Raw genomic sequence first — 22,861 nt, forward strand, 5'->3', positions numbered from 1 at the left:
ACCTCCTGCTTCACTGCTGAAATGCGTATACATTTCCTAAGTCTAGCAGCTTCGTCAGTTCATCCAGCGCGTCCCGTCCCTCACGCAGCAACTGCGGGTCGACCAGATCGGCCTGCGTCAGGCGATCGCGGTAATGGCGGTCAACCCAGCTATTCAGTGTGCTAAAGAGTTGATCGTTCATCAGCACCGCCGGATTCACTGCCTGCTGCTCCTCTGGTGTCAGCACGACCCGCAAACGCAGGCAGGCTGGCCCCCCTCCGTTATACATGCTTTCGCGCAGATCAAATACCTTCAGGGCTTTCAGTGGCGAGTCCCCTTCGACCTGTTCGCACAGGTAGCGCCATACGCCCGCATGCTGACGTGACTCTTCCGGCAGCACCAGCATCATCGTGCCGTCGGGACGGCTCAGTAGCTGGCTGTTAAACAGATAAGTCTCTACCGCCTCTTTCACTGACACCCGATCTGCCGGCACTTCCAGTGCCACAAAACCGGGGACGCGCGCCCGAAGCTGCGCCAGCAGTTCAGGCTGATCAACAAAGGCGTGCTGATGACAGAACAGCATCTGCTGGTTGCTGACCGCAATCACATCGTTATGAAACACACCCTGATCGATCACCACAGGATTCTGCTGGGCGAACAGCACGCGTTCGGGTGAAAGCTGATGCAGACGGGCCACCGCCTCGCTGGCCTCACGTGTCTGCCGCGCCGGGTAACGTTGCGGAGCGTTGCCCTCATGGCTGCTGTCGCGGCCATAGACAAACAGCTGCACGCCGCGCTCGCCATAGGCGCCGCCGAGCCGGTTGTGGTTAGCCGCGCCTTCATCACCAAACATCGCCACCTGCGGCAACGCATCATGCACGGCAAAATGGCGGTCGTCGCGGAAGATGGAACGCAGCAACCAGACCGTTTCCGGCGCTTCCATCGCCCGGTGGAATTTGTTGTTAAGGTTTGCCACCGTCAGGTGAACCCGGCCATCCAGGCTGTCTGCTGACGGCGAAACCGTAGCGGCATTGGCGACCCACATTGCCGACGCGGAGCTGCAGGCGGAAAGTATTCCCGGCGTAGTTTTCCCGGCCGTCGCCAGCACCTGCTCATCGCTGCCGCTGAATCCGAGCTGACGCAGCGCCGCAATATTGGGCCGCTCATGTGGCGGGATCACCCCTTGCACGTAGCCCATATCGGCCAGCGCTTTCATCTTCAGCAATCCCTGCTTTGCCGCCAGACGGGGATTCGAGGGCTGCAGCTGGTTGCGGGTTGAGGCTTCGTTACCAAACGACAGCCCGGCATAGTGGTGTGTTAATCCCACCAGCCCATCAAAGTTGGCTTCGGTTGCCTTCATGATCTCGTCTCCGGTGCGGAGAAATCGAGTCCCGGCGACAGCGTAGCGGGTAACGTAAGGTCTGGCGTCTCCAGTGAGGCCATCGGCCAGGCGCAGTAATCCGCCGCATACCAGGCACTGGCGCGATGGTTGCCCGACGCCCCAATGCCGCCAAATGGTGCGGTACTGGCTGCGCCAGTCAGCGGTTTGTTCCAGTTGACGATGCCGGCGCGTGCTTCCAGCAGCAGCTGATCAAACTGCTGGCGCGAAGGCGAAATTAATCCGCACGACAGCCCGTAACGGGTCTGGTTCGCCAGCGCAATCGCCTCATCAAAGGTGTCATAGCGGACGACGCCCAGCAGCGGACCAAAGACCTCTTCATCCGGGATGCCCTGCACGCCGGTCAAATCGATAATGCCTGGCGTCAGAATGGCGCTGTGGCGATCCGGCCAGCGCATCGCCAGCCGCACCTCACCGCCCGCCTCAACCCGACGTTGCCACTCACTCATAATCTTCTCTGCCGCGCCGGTCGAGATCACACTGCCCATAAAGGGTTGTGGCTCCGCATTCCACGCGGCCGGTTGAAGTCGCCCCGCCACCTCCACCAGCCGCTGCAGAAACGCATCACCCGCCTTGCCGCGTTTAACCAGCAGACGCCGGGCGCAGGTGCAGCGCTGTCCGGCGGTAATAAAGGCGGACTGCAACGTGATGTTGACGGCCGCATCCAGGTCAGCCGGATCTTCTACAATCAGAGCGTTATTGCCGCCCATCTCCAGCGCCAGCATCTTCTCAGGCTGACCGGCAAACTGACGATGCAGCTGATAGCCGGTATGGGCGCTGCCGGTAAACAGCAGGCCGTCGATCTGGCTACAGGTGGCCAGCGCCTGCCCGGTTTCACGTCCGCCCTGCAACAGCGCCAGTACGCCAGCTGGCAAGCCCGCGGCCAGCCAGATCTCAACCGTTTTTTCGGCAGTCAGCGGCGTCAGTTCGCTGGGTTTAAAGACCACGCAGTTGCCCGCCAGCAGCGCCGGGACGATATGACCGTTTGGCAGATGACCGGGGAAGTTATAGGGACCAAACACCGCCAGCACGCCGTGGGGACGATGGCGCAGCGAGCTTTCGCCTTCATGCTGCTCACCGGTGCGGCTATGGTACGCCTTTACTGAAAAGCCGATTTTATTGATCATCGCGCCGACTTCGGTCAGCGCTTCCCAGCGCGGCTTGCCGGTTTCACGGGCAATGGTTTCTGCCATTTCTGTTTTGTGCGCTTCAAGCCCGGCCGCAAATTTCTCTATGATCGCCTGCCGTTCCGCCAGCGGGCGTCTGGCCCAGACCGGAAAGGTGCCGCGCGCCGCGTCACAGGCCACCGTGACCTGCGCGGCCGATGCCGCCTGGCCCTGCCATAGCGTCTCGCCGCTGACCGGATCCGCTTTGGTCAGGACCTCCGCGTCACCGTCTACCCATTCTCCCTTTATCAGGTGCGTCATGCTGTTTTCTCCTCTTTGCAGAGCGTCACCACGCGCAGGCTGTCGCCCGGCTGGCAATGGAGCGCCCGCATCTGTTCATCCGTAAGCTGTACGCTGTCGCTGTCGGCATGGGCCGGGATCAGCGCCACACGGAACTGGCGGTAATGGTTATTGGCAACCAGGCAGAGCGGCGCATCAGCCGGGTTTTCACCCCGATCTGCGCTGCGCAGACGGCTTTTGCGCACAGCACGGATATGGTCGATATCGCACTCCAGCGTCGGGCCGCCATCAAAGATGTCAACATAGTTGAGGTAGCGGAAACCTTCCGCCTCCAGCACGGCACGGGCAGGGGCAGTTTGTGGATGCACCTGCCCGATGACCGCCTGCGCCTCTGGCGTCAGGTAGTCGATATAGAGCGGGTGTTTCGGCATCAGCTCCGCGATAAACGATTTCTGGCCGGTGCCGCTGAGGAAATCGGCTTTACTGAATTCCATTGAGAAAAAACGGCTGCCCACGCTCTCCCAGAACGGCGAATGGCCCTGCTCATCGCTGACACCACGCATCTCAGCCACCACGCGGTCGGTGAAGCGTTCACGGAAGTTCGCCATAAACAGGAAACGGGACTTCGAGAGCAGATAACCATTTTTGCCGTCACGGTAATCGGGATCGAGAAACAGCGTACACAATTCACTGCTGCCGGTGTGATCGTTACTCAGCGACAGCGTTGGCAGCGCGGCGTAGACATTCAGCTCTTTCGAGGCGTGCACCTGCGTGCCGACGCGAAAGTTGTACCAGGGATCCTGCAGGCCGACCGCCACCTCGATAGCGCAGATGCCGACAGCGCGATTATCTTCACTGTCCGCCAGTACAAAGACATAGCCCTGTTCAGCGCGCGGCAGCGTATCCTCCCAGGTCTGCAGCGATCGATCGATACGCGCCTGTAAGGTGGCGCTATCAACGGGCAGCGAGGTCAGCCCACCGCCGGTTTTACCGGCCAGCGCCATCAGCTGGCTTAAATCATCGCGTTCAACCGGACGGATTACCATCATGATGCGGACCCTCGAACCAGGCGTGCACACACCTCAGCAAAGCGTGCCATGCCGAGCTTCACTTCCTGCTCACTGATATTCAGCGCGGGGGCAAAACGTACCACGTTGGCCCCGGCAATCAGCACCATCACGCCCATCTCAGCGGCGGCAAGGTTGATTTCTTTGGCTTTACCGGCAAAGTCGTCGCTGAGCACCGCGCCAATCAGCAGACCCAGACCGCGCACCTCTTTAAACAGATGCAGGCGCTGATTGATCTCATCAAGGGCCGCGACAATCCACTCGTGGCGCTGCGTGACACCTGTCATCATGTCAGGCTGGTTGATCAGCTCCATCACTTTACCGGCAACCGCGCCCGCCAGCGGATTGCCGCCATAGGTGGTGCCATGGGTACCGACGCCCATCACCAGCGCCAGATCGTCACGGGTCAGCATCGCACCTATCGGGAAGCCGCCACCCAGCGCTTTGGCGCTGGTGAGGACATCCGGCGTGACGCCATAGTGCATATAGGCGTAAAGCGAACCGGTACGCCCCACGCCGCTCTGCACTTCATCAAAAATCAGCACGGCCTGATGCTTATCACAGAGTTCACGCAGTCCGCGCAGGAACGCTGGATCGGCAGGCAGCACGCCGCCCTCACCCTGGATCGGTTCAACAATTACGGCGCAGGTATGGTCATTAATCAGTTCGGCAGCTGCAGCCAGATCGTTAAACGGTGCATGCTGAATCTCAGGCGGCAGCGGCGCAAAATCTTTTGAGTAGGCGGGCTGACCACCGGCTGAGACGGTAAACAGGGTGCGACCATGAAACGCATTTTTAAACGCCACAATGCCACTTTTATGCGGGCCAGCACGATCATGCGCGACTTTACGCGCCAGTTTCAGTGCTGCTTCGTTTGCCTCCGCGCCGGAGTTACAGAAGAACACCCGGTCTGCAAAGGTGGCGTCGATTAACTGCTTCGCCAGTCGCAGAATCGGTTCGTTGGTGTAGCCATTACCGGTGTGCCATAACCGTGCGGCCTGTTCCTGCAACGCCTGCTGTAACGCCGGATGCGCATGCCCTAACGCATTGACGGCGATGCCACCGGCAAAGTCGATATAGTCTTTACCGTTTTGATCCCAAACGGTCGAGCCTTCTGCGCGAACCGGTATAAAGGTCGCTGGTGCATAAACCGGCATCATCCATTGATCGAAATCGTGACGCGAAACGTGCAGTGCCATAACCCACTCTCCTGCTTTACTTTACCGGCCGGGTAAAGCTTATGTTTTAAAATTGTTAAAAGATGTTGTAGTGCAGCCCTACTGTAGAGTGCAGTTAACGTGCCAGCCAGAGAATTAATGCATAAAATGGTTACCACAACGCAATATCAATGAGTTAGGTGGTTACAATATTCACTTAATTTGCATATATAGTGAATAATTTTCTGACTGAAGCGGCAAAGCCGGGTTTTAAACAGCAGAATTATGCATTCGCGGGATGAAATATCGCTTTTGTGATCGCTGATAAATTATCTCTCCATAAAAACCCATTCTTTGCCCTTTTTTAGCGCAGTTTGCCTCTCACTGGTGCAGCCGTAGCTGCGGGATTTCGTCTGGCAAAAGAGGGGTTAATGGCAAAACTTAACAAACTATTTTCATTTATCACGCCAGGCGAATTAATTTCCCCGCCTGTTATCGTTCAATTAATGATCAATATGATGACGCTTTAATCACTCTCGTGCGGATTATTTCTGACGTGATTATCGGGCGGGAAATAATATTTATTAAAAGATGCACAGATATTAATATGCAGACTAATGGTTAGAAGTGAATCCTTGTGGAATTATCACTATCAGAATACTCACTATAATTAATGCAGAGCTTTATCTGATTAATTTATATACTTTAAAGTTATGAATTTTAGCGAAAAAAGGCATTTAACTCATTGATTAAAAACCATATCTATACAGAAAGTTCAGGCATTTTATTAGAAGAAAATCTTATTACCTTGTCATTTAATCTTCTGTTGTCCGATGATATCCATTAGCTGAATATAGACATCACATTTTGTTACTTTTATTGCACTTTGTAATTTTAACTTTTTGTGTCATTTTCATTTCACCCCGCATCAGGGGAATAATAATTAATGAATACAGGGTAATAATTAAATGATGAAGCGCACTTTACTGGCGGCTATTATGCCGTTACTGATCGGTCTTTCCTCCGCACAGGCCGCAGAAATTTATAACAAGGATGGCAATAAGCTGGACCTGGTCGGCAAGATTAACGTGTCACACCTCTTTTCTGATGACGATAACAACAACGGCGATACTTCTTCGTATGCCCGTTTTGGTTTCAAGGGCGAGACGAAGATTACCGATCAGCTCACCGGTTATGGTTTCTGGCAGTATCAGTACAGCCTTCACAACTCCGAAGGCAGTGACGCACAGGCTACCAACCGCACCCGTCTGGGTTATGCTGGCCTGAAATTTGGCAAGGCCGGTGCGCTGGATTACGGACGTAACTATGGCCTGGTCTATGACGCGCTGAGTTACACCGATATGCTGCCGTTCTTCGGCGGTGATTCCGGTTATACCGACGCCTTCCTCTCTGGCCGCTCAACCGGCGTGCTGACCTGGCGTAACAGTGATTTCTTTGGTCTGGTAGACGGGTTAAACCTTGCTGCACAGTATCAGGGCAAAAACGACCGCAGCAGTAACATCGACGGCGTGCGTCGTTCCAATGGCGATGGTTTTGCCCTCTCCGCGTCTTATGACTTCGATTTCGGCCTGAGCTTCGCTGGCGCATTTGCCAGCCTGGATCGCACCACGGCGCAGAACGCAGCCGCACGCGGTGAAGGCGATAAAGCCCAGCACTGGGCGACCTCAGTCAAATATGATGCGAACCAGGTGTATCTGGCCGCGATGTACGGCGAAACTCTGAACGCCACGCCGATTAGCGGCGGCTTCGCCAACAAAGCGCAAAACTTTGAAGCCGTGGCGCAGTATCAGTTCCTGAACGGCTTGCGTCCATCCGTGGGTTACGTCTCATCGAAGGGCAAAGAGATTGAAAATATCGGCGATGCCGACATTATTAAGTACACCGCCGTGGGTGCCACCTACTACTTCAACAAGAACATGTCGGTCTATGGTGAATATCGCATCAACCTGTTGAAAGATAACAACCCGCTCGGTCTGGCGACCGACGACATCACCGCGCTGGGTCTGATTTACCAGTTCTGATGAGACAGCAGGCCCGGCGCTTCCTGCCGGGCCTGTTGACTGACTCACGCCAGGCATAATCTGTTCTCACGCCGGTTTCAGCCCAGCGCCCTGACTAAGTTAACCGCCACGGCCTCTTCCTCCATCAGCTCTTCCACGTTGGCCGAGGCCAGCAGCGTGGTTGCCTGCCCGGCAGGTACCGGACGGCTGAAAAGATACCCCTGACCATAATCACAGCCGCGTTTTCTCAGCCACCGCAGCGTGGTGACGTCCTCGATCCCCTCTGCCGTAATCACCACATTCAGCCCCTGACAGAGCGCCAGCAGCGTTTCCACGACTTTCCGCTGCTCCGACCCGGTCACAATTCCGGCAATAAACGTCTGATCAATTTTGATTTTGGTAATACCCAGCCCCAGTAATACGGAGAGATTGGAATAGCCGGTACCGAAATCGTCCAGTACCACGCCGATACCGTCCTCTTTCAGCTGACGTATCGCCTCACGGGCATCATCAGAGATGGTCATGACGTTCTGTTCCGTGATCTCCAGTTCCAGCATAACCGGTCCGGCTTGCTGCATAATGCGGGACAGACAGGTGGTCAGCGACGGTCTCAGCAGCTGCTCCGGGGTAATGTTCAGCGACAGGCAGAGCCCGGCAGGCCATGCCCGTGTTGCACTGACCGCATCCTGCAGCAGCGCCACGGTCATGCTGTCCATCAACCCCAGCCGTTCCACCACCGGCAAAAACTCGGCCGGTGAAACCGTCTGCCCCGACGCGGTGATCCAGCGTGCCAGTATTTCAAAGCCGGTAATATTTCCGCTTCGCAGCGACACCAGCGGCTGCAGAAAGGGAACGATAGCGTGGCCGCTGACGGCGGCAACCACCTCCTGCTCCAGCCTTTCGCGCTGGCGAAAACGCAGTTCCATATCTGGCGAGAAGCGCGCCAGATAGGCGCCCTTATCCTGCTTCGCCTCGTATAACGCCAGATCGGCTGCCCGCATCACATCAGCCTGCGCCGTGCAGGTTGAGCTGGCAATACCGGCTGAGAGACTCAGGAAGGTGTGGGGACCGGTGCGGATGGATGTCGCCTGCTGACAGAAACGCCTCGCGGCATCAAGCGCCTGATCCGCCTGAGAAGCATCGGCAACAATGGCAAACTCATCCCCACCTACGCGGAATACCTGGCTCCCGCTGTCGGCCGAGGCAGTCAGCAGACTGGCCAAAGCGATCAGCGTGGCATCACCCTGACGATGACCGTTCAGATCATTGATACTTTTGAACTCATTAATGTCGAGCAGTGTCAGGGTATAGGGCACCTCACCAGCATCAAGTTCTGCAATATACTCATTCAAGGACCGGCGGTTCAGGACCCCGGTCAGCGCATCGGTTCCGGCCAGCCTGAGCGCATCTTTTTCCGCTCTGAGTGCTTTGCGGATCAGATTCGCGATAAACAGCGCCGGAATAATCATCGCCAGCCCGGCAAATGAGGTTGAGGTCACGATAAACCGCACCCGCTCACTGGTTTCAAAATCGGGATCGTAGCCCAGGCCCAGCAGGCTGGAAATCCGTGCCTCAAGCCCGAATTCCCACAGTGTTGAGAGTAAAATGATGGTCGCAATATTCAGCACTGCGAGCCAGAAAAGTTTCAGGCGCATGCGTTCATTCCCGGTGATAGAGAGTGTCAGAGTGTTGTTTTAATTATCAGTAAAAAACCGGGGTGTATTTCTTATAGCCTGTCAGCTTAACTACCGACGATAATCACCCCTCCGCTATTTCTTTTTATAGAAATCACGCGTTCTCACCCGCCTCGCGCCAGCACAACAGAAGAGCTGCACTGAGCGGCGCGTGCCGGTTACGTCATCAATATCGATGAGTGTTCTATCGGCAGCGGCGGCGAGATTAACAGGCCGGTCCGGTTATATTTGTGCATTACAAGGGTTCCGACGGGTTATGCATCCGGGATGGTGCACCACCGCACAGCGCGTCAGAATGCACCATGCCAGCCATATTAAATTTTTAATTAACAATAAGTTGATGTGTCATTATCGCCGCAGGTCGTTGCGCAAATTTGCGTTACAAAGCCTGAGAATATGACACTTTTTTATTTTTTTACTGTCGGTCCAATCACGCGGGGCACACTCCGGCAGAACGGACTTTTGTTGTACAAAACTAAATAGCGATCAATTTAGTTGAACCCAACCCTACAGAACCCTCTCCGACTGCCGATACCGGATTACCCAACGAACGCTTCTGGAAGATCGATGAAAATCTCAACGCGCCTTAGCGCAGGTTTTGGCCTGCTGATTTTGCTATTTATTATTTGTGCCGGTACCGCGATTCAGGCGCTTAATAGCGCCCGTAATAGCATGGACGAAGTGGTCAATGTCCGGCTGAAAAAGTACCAGACCGTACTGGATATGCGTGGCGGCGTGCGGGATATGGCTATTGCAGTGCGTAACCTGGCCCTGATGACCGATCCTGTTGCGATGAAGCCAGAATGGGAACGTCTGCAAAAACAGCAGGCGCTTTACATCAGCAATCGTGAAGCGCTGTCGCACATGATGCAAACTGACGCCGGCCCCGCGGGACGCGAGGCGATGGGCAGAATTGAATCTGCCGAAGGGGCCGCGCTATCCACCCTGATGAACGCCGGGAAACTCGGGCTGGAAAACCGTCAGCAGGAGGTTACCGACTATCTGTTAACCGTAGCGCGTCCTGCGCAGCAGACTCTGCTTAAAGCGATCAACGATCTGACGGAGCTTGAGATGCGCAACAGCCGGGATGCGGTGGTGGAAAACGGTAACGCGATCGCCCGCACCACCTGGATACTGATCATCCTGGCAGCAATCTCCGTGCTGGCTGCGGTCGCCACCTGCGTGTTTATTGTGCGTATGCTGATGCGTCAGCTGGGCGGCGAACCTGTTCAGGCACAGACGCTGGCTGCCGCAATTGCCGCTGGCGATCTCACCTCCGCAGTTACGCTACGCCGTGGCGACAGCACCAGCCTGCTTGCCTCGTTAAGCGGTATGCAGACCAATCTGCGCGGGCTGGTGTCGCAAATTAAAGATGCTTCCGCTTCGGTGGCGCTGGCGGCCGATGAGATTTCTCAGGGCAACAGTGAGCTGTCATCCCGTACCGAGCAGCAGGCTGCTGCGCTGCAGGAAACCGCAGCCAGCATGGAGCAGCTCACTGCCACCGTAAAAAGCAATGCGGCGGGCGCGCATCAGACGGCGGGTTCAGCACGCGAGGCTGCCACGCTGGCTCATGCGGGCGAAGTGGATGTTCAGCGCCTGTCAGAAACCATGCATGACATTTCGCTGAGTGCCGTGCGGGTGCGTGACATTACCTCTGTGATAGAAGGTATCGCTTTCCAGACCAATATTCTGGCGCTTAACGCTGCCGTAGAAGCAGCACGTGCCGGTGAAGACGGTCGCGGATTTGCTGTGGTCGCGGGTGAAGTCCGCTCGCTGGCCCAGCGCAGCGCCACTGCAGCGCGCGACATCAAGCAGCTGATTGAGCAGGCGGTCACGCAGGTTGAGGAAGGCGTCACCGTGGCGGCAGGAACGGGTGAGCGCATCCTGGAAATTGTCAGCCGCGTGGGCGAACTGGCCGATGCCATGGACAACCTCTCACTCTCCTCCGGTGAACAGATGCAGGGCATCTCCCAGGTCAGTATTGCAGTCAGTCAGATGGACGGCGTCACGCAGAATAACGCTGCGCTGGTGGAAGAGTCCTCTTCCGCGTCACAGTCCCTGCTGGCGCAGGCGCGCGATCTGCGCGGCATGGTGGGGACCTTCACCGTATGAACCCTTCCGGCGGACAACTCTCCGTCGGCACGGCTGACCTTATCAGCCGGATCGGTGGCCTGAAACAGGATGTGGATATTCTGCTTCAGCAACTCAGTGAAGGCGAGTATCTGAGTGTGGATACGTTCGCCAATAACTGGATACATCTGACCCAGCTTTACAGCCAGATTCAGGCGCACATGAGTGATCGCGCTCTGATGGACAAACTGGTGCGCAGCGACCTGTTGCTGGCCGCTGACCTGCTGGCGGTGGGAAGAATGATTGCGGTCATGGATAACTTTCTGCGCTGCGCGGTCATTACCCGATGACCGGATCAGGGCGCTGACAGTGCACGGCATTCACTTCTGCGTTAAATGCTGAAATTTTGCAGCAAATCTTCGCCGTTTTGCCCCTGGCGCACGTTGTGCGCCAGGGGCTGCGCCCGGTTATATTGACTTCAATTTAATTTGACTCAATACTGAGCCACCTTTCAACCGGAGGCGTAGCCAACGGCTTTTCCTCTCGCCGCGAAAGCGATTGAAAGTTGGGTTTCTGACACCCGAAAAGAGATGCTGCTGCAGTCAGCATCTCCCCGATATACACTTAGCAAGACTTCAGGGCTGATAAGCCGCCGGTGGTCTGGCTCTCCTGCCCCGGACTCAGAATGAGTAAAAATATGAATGATGAAACCGTGGGGATCGCTGATACGTCTCCCGCCAGTGCAGCGCCAGAAACCATCGACCAGTTTCTCTGCTTTGCGCTCTATTCCGCATCGCTCGCCATGACAAAGCTCTATCAGTCGCGGCTGAAACCGCTTGGGCTGACCTATCCGCAGTATCTGGTACTGCTGGTGCTGTGGGAAAAAGATCGCCTGACCGTTTCTGAGATTGGCGCGCGCGTCCGGCTGGATTCCGGCACGCTCAGTCAGCTTCTGAAGCGGCTGGAGAGCGCTGGCATTATCTGTCGGCAGCGTGACACCGGGAAGGATGAGCGTCGGGTTGTGGTCTCACTGACGGAACAGGGCCACCAGCTTAAAGTCGCGGCGGCGGGTGTCCCGGCAGATATGATCTCAGTAATGGATACCGCCTGCAGTGAGCTGGGTGAACTGACGACCCAGGTTGCCACACTGCGGGAAAAACTGCTTAAGGCTCTGCCATAATGCTCGCTTTCGATAAACAGACGGGCAGGCTGAATCACCGACGCGTTGCCCATTCAGATGCTGTTCAGCAGAATTGCTGCCCTGGAGTTTCTTTTGAGCATCGATAAACCGGCGGATATGGATGATGTCCATGCCGTGGTAGGACAGGCTGTTTCCAGCCTGCTGAAGTCAGGTAAGACAGCAGGAATCCAGGAAATCATTGCGTTTCTGAAACAACAGGAAGCGCGGTCTGTCAACGGTCAGAGAGAAGTCTACGCCAGAGCCGTTCGTGTCGTGACGAAACTGGTTAACTGACCATGCCGGGCTGAGCGGCGCTGTTCAGATAAGCGTCACAACCGCCGTTCCTTATTCTCCTGTTCGTACCCACGCCGGACCTGGCCCGATTCATCCCTGCTCTTCCGGGCCACGCCTTCACCGGCCCTGTTTACCCGGCCGATGAAGGCGTCGTTATTCGCTATGTGCCGCGCGGGCAACGTCTCTGACGGCGCTTTCAACCCGCTCTGAATCCTTCTTAATACTGGCAATCACGTCTCCTGCCTCACGCATTAGCAGTACCCCCTGACCGGTGTTCGCCAGCGAGGTTTCAATTCCCCGCAGCACCTCTCTGGCCAGTTGATTATTCCCTGTGGCTACCCGCTCAATCTCCTCGGTCGCACTGCTGACGCTGGCCGCCAGGCTGCGGACCTCTGCCGCCACAACGGCAAAGCTGCGGCCTGACGTGCCCGCCCGCGCCGCTTCAATGGCGGCATTCAGTGCAATAAGGCGGGTCTGCATGGCAAAGCGTCGGATGGTTTCAACCATGCCATTAATGCTGTCAGACTGGCTGTTCAGGCGCGTCACATCTGCCGAGACCACGCTCATCTCTTCAGCAATCCGGCTGATCATCTGAATGCTGTTGTCGATAACATCCGCACCCGCCTGTGCACTTCCCCGCGTCTGTACGGCCATGTTCCAGGCATTTAATGCCGCATCATATTCCTGCTGATTACGTAGCACCTGTTCCGTCACATCGGTGGCGAATTTAACAATTTTAATGAGCTGTCCATCGCTGTTAAAAACCGGGTTGTAAGTGGCCCTGAGCCAGAGCGGTTCGCCACGCCGGTTAAGACGGGGAAACTGGCCCGAAAAAAACTCGCCCTGATTCAGCCTCACCCAGAACTGCCGATACTCCTCACTCTGAGAGAGCGCATCCGAACAGAAAAGCCGGTGATGCTTTCCTGTTACTTCAGCAGCCTGATAGCCGGTAGCCTTAAGGAAGTTATCATTTGCCTCCAGCACGTGGCCGTCAGGACTGAATGCGATCACGGCCATGGAGCGGCTGATCGCATTGATGATGGACTCCTGCTCCAGTGATGACTGCATTCTTTCTGAAATATCAGCCGCTATTTTCACGATTTTGAATACCCGTCCGCGCCGGTCAGTCACCGGAATATAGCTCGCCTCCAGCCAGACTGGTCGCATGCCGTTCGCCAGCCGCAGATATTTATCACTGAAGCTTTCGCCTGCCGCCAGACGCTGCCAGAAACGTTGGTACTCTGGCGAGTTCACCAGCGCGGGCGGGCAGAACATGCTGTGATGCTGGCCGACAATGTCGTCCGCCCGGTATCCCATGGCGGCCAGAAATAGCGGGCTGGCTTTCTGAATAATGCCCTCAGGCGTGAACTCAATCACGGGCATAGCGCGCCCCAGCGAGCGGAAAGACGCGGCGGCGTGCAGATCACGCTGACGAAGAAAAGCAGGGACAAGATATTTCAGTAAACTCAGGCGCATAAGCAAGACCAGTAAACGATGGAATTGCTCTTATCATCGGCATTTTGCCAGCGTCCCTTACGCATCGCTGCGATAGTTGCGACTGATGATTGCAACATGATGTTACTACTGACACATAAGCCTGACGGCCGCACAGCATCGGTACAGTGGTCAGATGAATCCGGGCGGACGGGTCATGCATCACGCTGGTCAGATTTACCCGCCAGAGCGCAGTGCTGGCAGGTTCCCGCTACAGCGCCGTACCGGTAGGCGCCATTAAATCGTAACGATCGGTCTGCGGAGCCGCGTCCATCGCCATCGGTGGCTCAACCTTCAGGGTGATCCAGTTAGAGGTGACACGCTGCTGCTTGCTGTCCTCCAGCGTCACCGACAGCCGGTATTCGTTGCTGGCGTCTGGCGACGGATCCCATTGCGGTAAAATCACACTCCAGCCCTGCGGATCGGCGTTATTGGCCGGTGGCGTCAGGCTCAGCGCCTGCGTGTCACCCTGCCAGCTCACTGCCCTGATGTCATTGCTTGCCCGCACCTGTAGCTTCAGCGGCAGACTCTCGCCACTGCTTAACTGCCAGGGCGGTGTCGCCAGAAATACCGACAGGGTTTTGCGCTGACGGAATGAGAGCACCGGCGTATCGCTGCGGGTCACGGTATCGTAACGGCTGCCACGCAGAGAGCGCGCTTCCGCGACGTTACCGGCGTCAAGCTGACGGCTCAGCGCCACGCCGAAGCGATAGTTCAGTTTCAGCCCCAGTTGATCCTGGCTTTCACCGGCACTGCTGGTTTTGTGAGTAGCAGACAGCGTTACCAGCGGCACTGGTGTGTAAGAGAGGCCAAACGACATGGCAGAGGGATTGTGATAGCGGTTGCCGCTGTTAAACAGATCGACATTTTCACCCAGATATTGCTGATAGCTTACCGAGACGCCCAGCTGACGATAAAAGGGCAGATAGCTCTGGCTGGTGATGTCATAGCCGCGCGCCATGCGCTGCTGCTGCGAACTGCCCAGATTTTTCCAGCCGGAAAGTGGCTGATAGTAGTTGGCAGAGAAACGCATCGAATCACTCCAGGCTTCAGTTCCCACCGAGGCGCGCTGCAGGCCGCTGCTGAAGACGTGATCAACAAAGCCGTTGTAGCCCAGCAGCCAGTTACCGGCGTCCCACCGCTGTCCCAGTCCCGCATTGCCGACCAGACCCTCACCGGTATCATGCAGGCCAAGCTGGCTGAAGGTAAGCTGGCTATTCTCGTCGGCCAGTGCGCTGAAGAGATCGCCGCCAGTGCCGGTGAAGTTTCCGTTCATGTCGACTTTCAGGTCCAGCTGCGCGTTACCATAAGGCGACAGCAGTGACTGCCCTTCGCTCTCAACCCGACCGGCCACTTCATCACGCAGATGATTGAACGCCCAGACGCCCGCCTGCTGGCCAAACGTCACATTGCTGTCGCTGTTGTTACTCGCTTCACCGATGCTTTTCGCCACAGCCGCCAGCTTTTTGCTCCATGCTTCATCCTCGTCGCGGGTGCTGCCGAGCGTCGGGAGCGAATCACTGTAGCGCGCAGGATTGTCGAAGGGCGTTTCTGACACTGTTGTTTCAGTCTGGAACGCGTGAGCGCTCTGCAAGGCAGAGAGCGACAGCGCAATCAAAGAGAGAACCCCTGTTTTCCGTATCATGTCACCTGGCACATTGATTAATTTGTCACTGCGATAAAAGTCAAATTCATTCACAGTTACCTTAACATATTGTGACGGCGATGCAGGACAGCAGAGGCAAATTGTGCATATACCAGAAAAGTCTGGCAGAAAAAAAGGCCTGCTATGCAGCAGGCCTGGATCATCTCTGGCGTCATCAGGAGAAGATTAAGCCGCCATCGACATTAATAGTCTGTCCGGTGATATAGCGCGCATCTTCTGAAGCCAGAAACGCCACCAGCCCGGCCACATCCTCCGGCTGACCGGCACGCTTCAGCGGAATATTTTTCACCCACTCGGCCATCAACTCACCTTTGCCGTAGGTTTTCTCCTCGCTGCTGAGGATCTCGCCCCAGACGCGATCGTTGTAATCCCACATCTCACTCTCAATGATGCCGGGACAGAAGGCGTTGACCGTAATGTTCCACGGTGCCAGCTCCAGCGCCAGACTCTGAGTGATGCCGATGACCCCCATTTTGCTGGCGGCATAGTGCGGCGTGTAAATAAAGCCCTGCCGTCCCTGCCCCGATGAGGTGTTAATCAGACTGCCGCTGCCCTGCTTCACCATATATTTCGCGGCTTCACGACAGCAGAGCCAGACGGCGGTGGTGTTCACAGCCAGAATCCGCTCAAAGTCGCTTTTCGGCATGGTGTCGAAACGGTCAATGGTGATCACGCCCGCATTCTGAATCGAGACGTCAATCTGTCCAAAGCGTTCAAAGGCCTGCTGATAGAGCTGCTGCACCGCCGCTTCATCCGTAACGTCGACCCGCAGCGCCAGAATCTCACTGCCGTACTGCTCTTGAAGCTGGTCAGCGGTGGCAAAGACCCGATCGGCATTCGACACCATCACCAGCCTGGCCCCGTCGCGGGCGAAACGTGCCGCGATCCCGGCACCGATGCCGCGACAGGCACCGGTAATCACCACTGTTTTTGCACGTTGTTCGCGGCTCATAATTGCTCCTGTTAACTGTGACGAATATCAGTGAGAGGCGCTGCCTGCTGCTTTTTTTCATGGCGACGCAGCAGCACCACTTTGCTTTGCAGACGCTGCTGGAACTGGTCGATCACGACGGCTGTGACAATCACCAGACCTTTAATTACCATCTGCCAGAAATCGCTGACGCCCATCATCACCATGCCATCCGCCAGGAAGACGATCACGAACGCGCCAATAATCGAGCCGGACACCCGCCCACGCCCGCCCGCCAGCGCCGTGCCGCCCAGCACGGTGGCACCAATGGCATCCATCTCAAACATGTTGCCGGTCATCGGATGCGCAGTCTGCAACTGAGAGGCCACCACCAGCCCAACCAGACCGGCGCAGAGGCCGGAAAAGGCGTAGACAAAAACTTTCACTTTGATAATCGGCACGCCCGCCAGTCGCGCGGCGGACTCATTGCCGCCAATCGCGTAGATGTAACGGCCCAGCGGGGTTTTGCGCGTCAGGTAGAGGCCAAGCAGTAAGAAGCCGAGCATCAGCCAGATCGGCAGATACACGCCCAGCACGGTGCCGGAACCCAGCAGGGCAAAACCGGTGTTGCCCAGCGCGGGCATCCCGACCAGATTGGCGTAGGTGCCGCCGTCGTTGAACAGCAGTGCCGCCCCGCGCGCCACATACATCATGCCCAGGGTGCAGATAAAGGGGGCCACGCCCAGTCGGGTGATCACCGTGCCGTTAATCAGCCCCACCAGCACGCCAAAGATCGCCACCACCAGAATCACTTCCGGCACGTTGAGAAACAGCGTATTGCCGCCCCATAACGGAATGCCACTGGTCAGCAGCGCGCCCGCCACCATGCCGCAGATCCCCGCGACCGCGCCCACCGAGAGATCGATACCGCCGGTGAGGATCACCAGCGTCATGCCAATCGCCAGCAGTCCGGTAATGGCGACGTGCTGCGTCATAATCAGCAGGTTAGAGGGCGTCAGAAAGTTCGGCACCATCACGCTGAAGAAGCCGACTACAATCAGCAGCGCAATAAAGGTGCGCGCCTTGAGGAGGTACATATAGAGCAGGTATTTTTGGTTCATGACATTCTCCGGCCAGCTTAGCCCAATGGGTCAGGCGCTTAATCCTGCGGGGTTGATGCCGCGATCAGATGTTCTCTCGTTGCCGCTGCGCGGGGCAGATCGGCCGTTATCCGGCCATCGGCCATCACTAAAATGCGGTCCGCGAGCGCCATCACCTCATCCAGTTCAGACGATGAGAACATGACGGCCAGCCCCTGCTGAGCCAGATTGCCAATCAGGTGATAGACGTCGGTTTTGGCACCGACATCGATGCCGCGCGTCGGCTCATCCAGCAACACCACCTGCGGCCCGGTCATCAGCGCTTTACCCAGCACGACCTTCTGCTGATTACCCCCGCTTAGCGCCGTGACCGGCAGATCGGGATCGCTGACTTTGATCGCCAGATGGCCGATCATCTCATTGACCCGCTGCTGCTCCCGGCCGGGATTCAGCAGCCCCAGCGCCCGGCGAAAACCGCGCAGGCTGAAATCAGAGAGTGTCATGTTGGCGGTGATCGACATCAGTTCAATCACCCCTTCGCCTTTGCGATCTTCCGGCACCAGCGCGATGCCACTTTTCAGCCGCTGCTGGAAGCTGCGCTTTGCCAGATCCTTACCGGACAGCCGTACCCGGCCCGACTGACAGGGCATCAGGCCAATCAGCCCCTTAAACAGCTCGGTGCGCCCGGCACCCAGCAGACCATAAATGCCGATTACCTCGCCCTTGCGCAGGGTAAAACTGACCTCATTCAGCTTGTAGCCACCGTTCTGATGCAGCGCGGTCAGCCCCTCGACCTCCAGCACCGTTTCTCCTTGTGGCGCAGGCTGATAGTCGAACTGTTTTTTCTTATCGCCCACCATCTGGGCGATAATCCACGGCACGCTGGCGTCGCGCACCTCGCGCTCACTGATAAAACGGCCATCGCGAAAAATGGTGATGTGATCGCCTATCTCCATCAACTCTTCCAGCCGGTGTGAGATGTAGATAATGGTGACGCCGCGTCGCTTCAGCTGGTCGATGACATTGAACAGCACTTTGACTTCCGACTGACTCAGGGCACTGGTGGGTTCATCCATGATCAACACCCTGGTATCCTTCGACAGCGCTCTGGCAATCTCCACCAGTTGCTGATGCCCGATGCCCAACTCGCCCAGCGGTGCATAGGGATCGACATCGAGCTGCAGCCTTTGCAGCAGCGACTTCGCCAGCGCGTACTGATACTTCTCATTGATGACGCCGCGCTGGAAAAACTCGTTGGCGATAAAAATGTTGTCCATCACGTTCATGTTGGGAAACAGATTCAGCTCCTGAAAAATGATGCTGATCCCCTGCTTCTCCGCCTGATGGGTGGAGTTCAGCGACACCACCTTGCCATCCAGCAGAATCTCGCCCGACGACGGCGTTTCAACCCCGGCCAGCATCTTCATCATGGTGGACTTGCCGGCCCCGTTCTCCCCAATCAGGACATTCACTTTGTTGCGGTAGACCCGATAGCTGACCTGATCGAGCGCGGTCACGCCGGGATAGAGACGCGACACGTTGCGCGTTTCGATAATCACGTCGCCGGACGTTTGCGGTTGCGGATTTTGCATCTGCCGCTCCTTATTGCCGGGTGATGGCAGCCGGGGTGATATCCGGCAGCTGTTGCGGAATGTCCCAGCTGCTGAACACGCCGCTGACCATCACTTTGTCGCCCACTTTTGGCGCGAACTGTTGCATCAGGGCTGAGGCGTGCTGGTTAATCGCCTTACCGTAATCACCAAAAAGCACCTGATCGTTAAAGTCCTGATAACTCGCGCCTTTATAGACATCGCGCAGCGCCGTGCCCCGGATGATCGGTCCCACCTGAATAGTGACACTGTCACCTGATTCATCCTTTACGGTCATCTTTCCGCTGCGGGAAGTGGTATTGACAGCCGTTACCTGACCGCGAACGGAGACGCTGAAAATACAGGGGTTCTCAGCCTGACTGCGATAGCCGTAGGTCTGACAGGCGCTGTCAAAGTCTTTGGCAGACTGGAGCGACGTCATCAGCGCTGCCAGCGGTTTCGCCTCCGCCTGGACCTGCGGCACCAGCTTCTGTTGCCAGAGCTGGTCGATGTTGGCCATCTTCGGATTGGGGGGATTCTTCAGGTCAGCCAGCTCCTGCTGCGACATAATTTTGCAGCCGCTTAGCAGCATGACTACCAGCGTCAGCCAGACTCTTCGGGACATCTTCTTCTCCCTGGCGCCCGCTCGCGCAGGCGCGGCAGCGGTTAATTACGACTTGTAGTTAAAGTCCTGGACGCCTTTGGCGTTTTCCGGAGTAATCAGAATGCCGCGGAACATGACACGCTGTTTCTCCGGCTTCACGCCTTTCTGAATGAAGTTATCGAGATCGGTCACGCCTTCAGCGGCAATCGCCTGCGCCTGCAGCATCACCGTGGCTTTCAGCGTACCCGCTTTGACCGCATCGCGTTCGTCGTTGCTGCCATCAATCCCCACCACGATGACATCGTTGCGACCGGCTGCCTTGAGCGCCGCAATGGCACCCAGCGCGACCGGACCGTTACCACAGATCACGCCTTTCACATCCGGGTGCGCCTGCAGGATGCTGTCCATAATGCGCTTGCCATCGATCAGGGTGCCTTTGGCATCCTGACGCGCCACGCTCTGCATATCGGGATACTGATCCAGCACCTGATGGAACGATTTAGAACGGGTCACGCAGTTGTTGTCGGCCAGGTTACAGGCCAGCTCGGCGTATTTGCCCTTTTCCCCCATCTTTTCGACAAAGACGTTGGCCACATCTGAACCCGCCTGGAAGTTGTTGTGGGTAATCTGCGCCAGCGCCACGTCATCTACCGGGATTTCACGGTTGATCAGCACCACCGGAATGCCGGCATCTTTGGCTTTTTTGATCGCCGCTACGCTGGCGGTGGAGTCGGCGTTATCCAGCACGATACCCTGCACTTTCTTACCGATAGCGGCATCGATCAGTTCGCTCTGCTTCTTCACATCTTCGCCGTGCGACAGCACCGTGGTTTTGTAGCCCAGCGACTGCGCTTTGAGGTTGGCCCCTTTGGCTTCGGAGGCGTAGTAAGGATTATCGAGTGAGTTAACCAGAATCATAATGGTGCCTTTTTCGGCGGCAAACGCCGCCTGAGAAACCAGACAGGCAGCCACGGCAGTACACAGCAGGGTACGGTTTTTCATGATGTTCTCTCTTATCGTTATGGCAGGGTATGAAGTCCCAGGTGTTGGGTTGGCCTTACCAGATGGTGAAGCCACCATCGATCATCAAATCTGCGCCGGTAATCATGTCGCTGCCGTTGCTGGCGAAGAACAGCACGGCGGCGGCGATCTCATCGGTATAGGCAAAGCGACCCAGCGGAATCAGCTTTTTCATCTGCTCGCCTTTCTCGCCGCGCCAGGCTTTCTCGCCCATCGGCGTGAGCACCACGGTGGGCGACAGGGTATTCACGTTGATGCGATGCGGAGCAAACTCTTTGGCCATCACTTTAGTCATGCCCAGCAGACCCGCTTTGGCGGAGGTGTAGGCGACATGATTGTCGATCGCGATGGACGCCGCCTGGGAGGCGATGTTAATAATCTTGCCGCCCGCACCGGCACGAATCATCAGCCGTGCGGCCGCCTGCGAGCAGAGGAAAGGGCCGGTAAGATTCACCGCGATCTGCTTCTGCCACTCAGCAAAATCAGTCTCAATCACCGGCTGCAGCATCACGTAGCCTGCGCAGTTGACCAGAATATCGATGCGGCCATAGTGGGAAACCACCGCGTCAAACGCCTTTTCCACCGACGCGGGATCGGTGACGTCACAGCAGACAAACTGTACCCGATCGGCCGCGAAGTCCGCCTGCAGACTGGCAACTTTCTCCGCTTCAAACGGCGGATAGAGCAGTGCCAGATGCGCGCCCTTCTCCAGCAGCATGCCATTGGTTGCCATGGCGATGCCGCCCAGCCCGCCGGTCACCACCGCCACCTTACCGGCCAGATTCATTGCAGTATCCACGCCGTAGCGCAGGTTTACGTCATATTCACCACTCATCCCACTCTTCCCCTGATTTTTGCTGATGCCGTTGACTCAATCATTTTCGAACAAAAATATAAGCTATCGAAAAGAAATGATATGTGGAGCAGATCAAATTTCGACCATCTGCTGTACAAAGCGGCTTATCTGATTGAAAAGACGTGATCTGGGTTCCAGTCCCGAAATAAAGCTGCTCTGCGGCAATCGGGAAAGCCTGGGAGATTCAATAACCTGCTGATTATTTATTTTCGTTCGAAAATCACAGACCTGTCAGGTCATCTCGCATTCATAAAAATGGCGCGTTAAACTCAGCCACAGAGACCTTGTCCGCCCAAGCCATCAGGTTACTGAAAAAGGGAGCATTTCGATTGAAAAGCAAAAGTGAGCAGTTCGCTGACATGCAGCAACGCCGCGAGAAAATTCTGGAGATGATCCGTGAGGATGGTACGGTCACGGTCAAAGCGCTGACCGAGACCTTTGGACTGACTGAAGCCACATTACGCAGCGACCTGCGCATGCTGCAAAAACAGGGGTTTGTGCAGCGCTACCACGGTGGCGCAACGCTGATGACGGGCAAGCAGAATACCGGCGCGATGCTGCTGGAGCGGCAGACCCATCTGGAAGAGAAAGAGGCGATTGGCCGACTGGCGGCGCAGCATATCGAAAATGGCGACACGGTGATTTTCGATTCCGGCACCACCACCACGGCGATTACCGACGCCATCAGCCACATCCGCCGTTTGTCCGTGGTGACCACGGCAGTCAATATCGCCCTGAAACTGGGCGGCGAGCCGGGGATCAATATCCTGCTGACCGGCGGCACCTTTAAGTTTCCGACGCTCTCCACCTCGGGCGAGAAAGCGGCCAGCTTTTTCGAAAATGTGCTGGCCGAAAAACTCTTTCTGGCCACCGCCTGCATCTCACCGCGTCTGGGCCTGAGCTTCCCCAGCGAAACGGACATCAAGGTAAAACTGGCGATGATCAAATCTGCCAGCACGGTTTACGTGGTGGCGGACTCCAGCAAAATCGACAAGGTGTCCATGTTCGCGCTGCCCTGTGACTGGAGCAACATCCACTACCTGATTACCGACAGCGGCATCAGCGCCGCGCAGGTCAAAGCGTTTGAGGCCCTGGGCGTGAAAGTGTTGGTGGCTCCGCTGCCGCTGAAGCGGGCGATGTAATTGAACTTCCGTACCGAAGTGCCGTGAGTGATTCCAGAGCACGGAGAAACGAGAATTTCAGGCGCAGGAAAGCGCGGGCATGCCTGCAAACCATCAAAACCTCCACACTCATGCCAACCGTGCAGGAATGGCCTGCCTGAAAAAGCAAAGTGTGCGAGCCAGGGATGGCGAGCCCAGTCCGCAGGGAGGCGAAATTCCTTTGCGAGCAGGCAG

19 protein-coding genes are annotated in these 22,861 nt (G+C 56.6%); 6 read left to right on the top strand and 13 right to left on the bottom strand.

Annotated features, from left to right (window positions below; translation table 11 throughout):
- Nucleotides 1-10: 10 nt before the first annotated feature.
- Genes astB through ACTJKZ_RS06180 form a run of 4 tightly spaced genes read right to left on the bottom strand, consistent with a single transcriptional unit; the run spans nt 11 to nt 5,050 of the window.
- Nucleotides 11-1,339 (bottom strand): N-succinylarginine dihydrolase, encoded by a 1,329-nt coding sequence (gene astB, locus ACTJKZ_RS06165; protein WP_161735858.1) that lies wholly within the window; start codon nt 1,337-1,339, stop codon nt 11-13.
- Entirely contained in the window at nt 1,336-2,805 is a 1,470-nt protein-coding gene (astD, locus tag ACTJKZ_RS06170; RefSeq protein WP_285085817.1) for a succinylglutamate-semialdehyde dehydrogenase, read from the bottom strand. Before astD ends, astB begins: the two co-directional genes overlap by 4 nt.
- On the bottom strand, nt 2,802-3,833 hold the full coding sequence (astA, locus tag ACTJKZ_RS06175) for an arginine N-succinyltransferase (RefSeq protein ID WP_161735862.1): 1,032 nt from the start codon (nt 3,831-3,833) through the stop codon (nt 2,802-2,804). The genes astD and astA overlap by 4 nt, the downstream gene beginning before the upstream one ends.
- Nucleotides 3,830-5,050, bottom strand: a complete 1,221-nt coding sequence (locus tag ACTJKZ_RS06180) for an aspartate aminotransferase family protein (RefSeq protein ID WP_161735864.1) — start codon at nt 5,048-5,050, stop codon at nt 3,830-3,832. The genes astA and ACTJKZ_RS06180 overlap by 4 nt, the downstream gene beginning before the upstream one ends.
- A gap of 926 nt (nt 5,051-5,976) precedes the next feature.
- On the opposite strand from ACTJKZ_RS06180, the gene ACTJKZ_RS06185 reads away from it, so the two are divergent.
- Nucleotides 5,977-7,050, top strand: coding sequence for a porin (locus ACTJKZ_RS06185; RefSeq protein WP_161736837.1), 1,074 nt, complete (start codon nt 5,977-5,979; stop codon nt 7,048-7,050).
- Between the two features lie 77 nt (nt 7,051-7,127).
- Here the strand turns inward: ACTJKZ_RS06185 and ACTJKZ_RS06190 are convergent, their stop codons facing one another.
- A complete protein-coding gene (locus tag ACTJKZ_RS06190; protein WP_260058060.1) occupies nt 7,128-8,684 on the bottom strand; it encodes a putative bifunctional diguanylate cyclase/phosphodiesterase in 1,557 nt (518 codons plus the stop codon).
- A 606-nt stretch (nt 8,685-9,290) separates the two neighbouring features.
- Between ACTJKZ_RS06190 and ACTJKZ_RS06195 the strand changes: the two genes are divergently transcribed.
- The 4 genes from ACTJKZ_RS06195 (at nt 9,291) to ACTJKZ_RS06210 (ending at nt 12,267) form a co-directional block, all read left to right on the top strand.
- Nucleotides 9,291-10,835, top strand: coding sequence for a methyl-accepting chemotaxis protein (locus tag ACTJKZ_RS06195; protein WP_440829364.1), 1,545 nt, complete (start codon nt 9,291-9,293; stop codon nt 10,833-10,835).
- Nucleotides 10,832-11,143 carry a hypothetical protein gene (locus tag ACTJKZ_RS06200; protein ID WP_440829365.1) on the top strand — a complete coding sequence of 104 codons (312 nt, stop codon included), beginning with the start codon at nt 10,832-10,834 and terminating at the stop codon, nt 11,141-11,143. Before ACTJKZ_RS06195 ends, ACTJKZ_RS06200 begins: the two co-directional genes overlap by 4 nt.
- Nucleotides 11,144-11,478: 335 nt before the next feature.
- On the top strand, nt 11,479-11,973 hold the full coding sequence (locus ACTJKZ_RS06205) for a MarR family winged helix-turn-helix transcriptional regulator (protein WP_161736841.1): 495 nt from the start codon (nt 11,479-11,481) through the stop codon (nt 11,971-11,973).
- Nucleotides 11,974-12,066: 93 nt separating this feature from the next.
- Nucleotides 12,067-12,267: a hypothetical protein gene (locus ACTJKZ_RS06210; RefSeq protein WP_237566777.1), complete on the top strand. Its 201-nt coding sequence runs from the start codon at nt 12,067-12,069 to the stop codon at nt 12,265-12,267.
- Nucleotides 12,268-12,420: 153 nt separating this feature from the next.
- Here ACTJKZ_RS06210 and ACTJKZ_RS06215 read toward each other — a convergent pair whose 3' ends face one another.
- From ACTJKZ_RS06215 to ACTJKZ_RS06250, 8 genes are all read right to left on the bottom strand, one after another.
- Nucleotides 12,421-13,743: a methyl-accepting chemotaxis protein gene (locus ACTJKZ_RS06215; protein WP_202605114.1), complete on the bottom strand. Its 1,323-nt coding sequence runs from the start codon at nt 13,741-13,743 to the stop codon at nt 12,421-12,423.
- A gap of 229 nt (nt 13,744-13,972) precedes the next feature.
- Nucleotides 13,973-15,406 (bottom strand): YchO/YchP family invasin, encoded by a 1,434-nt coding sequence (locus ACTJKZ_RS06220; protein ID WP_260058052.1) that lies wholly within the window; start codon nt 15,404-15,406, stop codon nt 13,973-13,975.
- A 175-nt stretch (nt 15,407-15,581) separates the two neighbouring features.
- The gene (locus tag ACTJKZ_RS06225; protein ID WP_161736842.1) at nt 15,582-16,379 is read right to left on the bottom strand and encodes an SDR family oxidoreductase; all 798 of its coding nucleotides are present in this window, start codon (nt 16,377-16,379) and stop codon (nt 15,582-15,584) included.
- Nucleotides 16,380-16,390: 11 nt separating this feature from the next.
- Nucleotides 16,391-17,458, bottom strand: a complete 1,068-nt coding sequence (locus ACTJKZ_RS06230; RefSeq protein ID WP_440829366.1) for an ABC transporter permease — start codon at nt 17,456-17,458, stop codon at nt 16,391-16,393.
- 38 nt (nt 17,459-17,496) lie between these two features.
- Entirely contained in the window at nt 17,497-19,029 is a 1,533-nt protein-coding gene (locus tag ACTJKZ_RS06235; RefSeq protein WP_161735622.1) for a sugar ABC transporter ATP-binding protein, read from the bottom strand.
- Between the two features lie 10 nt (nt 19,030-19,039).
- Nucleotides 19,040-19,651 (bottom strand): DUF2291 family protein, encoded by a 612-nt coding sequence (locus ACTJKZ_RS06240; protein ID WP_440829367.1) that lies wholly within the window; start codon nt 19,649-19,651, stop codon nt 19,040-19,042.
- A 45-nt stretch (nt 19,652-19,696) separates the two neighbouring features.
- Nucleotides 19,697-20,632 (bottom strand): D-ribose ABC transporter substrate-binding protein, encoded by a 936-nt coding sequence (locus ACTJKZ_RS06245; protein WP_222924126.1) that lies wholly within the window; start codon nt 20,630-20,632, stop codon nt 19,697-19,699.
- A 55-nt stretch (nt 20,633-20,687) separates the two neighbouring features.
- Nucleotides 20,688-21,485: a GolD/DthD family dehydrogenase gene (locus ACTJKZ_RS06250; RefSeq protein ID WP_161735616.1), complete on the bottom strand. Its 798-nt coding sequence runs from the start codon at nt 21,483-21,485 to the stop codon at nt 20,688-20,690.
- Nucleotides 21,486-21,835: 350 nt separating this feature from the next.
- Here ACTJKZ_RS06250 and ACTJKZ_RS06255 point away from each other — a divergent pair, with 350 nt between their 5' ends.
- Nucleotides 21,836-22,648, top strand: coding sequence for a DeoR/GlpR family DNA-binding transcription regulator (locus ACTJKZ_RS06255; protein WP_095707297.1), 813 nt, complete (start codon nt 21,836-21,838; stop codon nt 22,646-22,648).
- The last annotated feature ends 213 nt before the right edge of the window (nt 22,649-22,861 follow it).

This window comes from Pantoea sp. 22096 (assembly GCF_052045955.1).
GTDB classification, from domain to species: domain Bacteria; phylum Pseudomonadota; class Gammaproteobacteria; order Enterobacterales; family Enterobacteriaceae; genus Pantoea; species Pantoea alfalfae.

Excerpts from the sequence above, each read along its gene's own strand:
- ACTJKZ_RS06215 (WP_202605114.1), bottom strand. The coding sequence starts at position 13,743 with ATGCGCCTGAGTTTACTGAAATATCTTGTCCCTGCTTTTCTTCGTCAG.
- ACTJKZ_RS06235 (WP_161735622.1), bottom strand. The coding sequence starts at position 19,029 with ATGCAAAATCCGCAACCGCAAACGTCCGGCGACGTGATTATCGAAACG.
- astA (WP_161735862.1), bottom strand. The coding sequence starts at position 3,833 with ATGATGGTAATCCGTCCGGTTGAACGCGATGATTTAAGCCAGCTGATG.
- ACTJKZ_RS06240 (WP_440829367.1), bottom strand. The coding sequence starts at position 19,651 with ATGTCCCGAAGAGTCTGGCTGACGCTGGTAGTCATGCTGCTAAGCGGC.
- ACTJKZ_RS06245 (WP_222924126.1), bottom strand. The coding sequence starts at position 20,632 with ATGAAAAACCGTACCCTGCTGTGTACTGCCGTGGCTGCCTGTCTGGTT.
- ACTJKZ_RS06205 (WP_161736841.1), top strand. The coding sequence starts at position 11,479 with ATGAGTAAAAATATGAATGATGAAACCGTGGGGATCGCTGATACGTCT.
- ACTJKZ_RS06250 (WP_161735616.1), bottom strand. The coding sequence starts at position 21,485 with ATGAGTGGTGAATATGACGTAAACCTGCGCTACGGCGTGGATACTGCA.
- ACTJKZ_RS06220 (WP_260058052.1), bottom strand. The coding sequence starts at position 15,406 with ATGATACGGAAAACAGGGGTTCTCTCTTTGATTGCGCTGTCGCTCTCT.
- ACTJKZ_RS06230 (WP_440829366.1), bottom strand. The coding sequence starts at position 17,458 with ATGAACCAAAAATACCTGCTCTATATGTACCTCCTCAAGGCGCGCACC.
- astB (WP_161735858.1), bottom strand. The coding sequence starts at position 1,339 with ATGAAGGCAACCGAAGCCAACTTTGATGGGCTGGTGGGATTAACACAC.
- astD (WP_285085817.1), bottom strand. The coding sequence starts at position 2,805 with ATGACGCACCTGATAAAGGGAGAATGGGTAGACGGTGACGCGGAGGTC.
- ACTJKZ_RS06190 (WP_260058060.1), bottom strand. The coding sequence starts at position 8,684 with ATGCGCCTGAAACTTTTCTGGCTCGCAGTGCTGAATATTGCGACCATC.
- ACTJKZ_RS06180 (WP_161735864.1), bottom strand. The coding sequence starts at position 5,050 with ATGGCACTGCACGTTTCGCGTCACGATTTCGATCAATGGATGATGCCG.
- ACTJKZ_RS06200 (WP_440829365.1), top strand. The coding sequence starts at position 10,832 with ATGAACCCTTCCGGCGGACAACTCTCCGTCGGCACGGCTGACCTTATC.
- ACTJKZ_RS06225 (WP_161736842.1), bottom strand. The coding sequence starts at position 16,379 with ATGAGCCGCGAACAACGTGCAAAAACAGTGGTGATTACCGGTGCCTGT.
- ACTJKZ_RS06185 (WP_161736837.1), top strand. The coding sequence starts at position 5,977 with ATGATGAAGCGCACTTTACTGGCGGCTATTATGCCGTTACTGATCGGT.
- ACTJKZ_RS06195 (WP_440829364.1), top strand. The coding sequence starts at position 9,291 with ATGAAAATCTCAACGCGCCTTAGCGCAGGTTTTGGCCTGCTGATTTTG.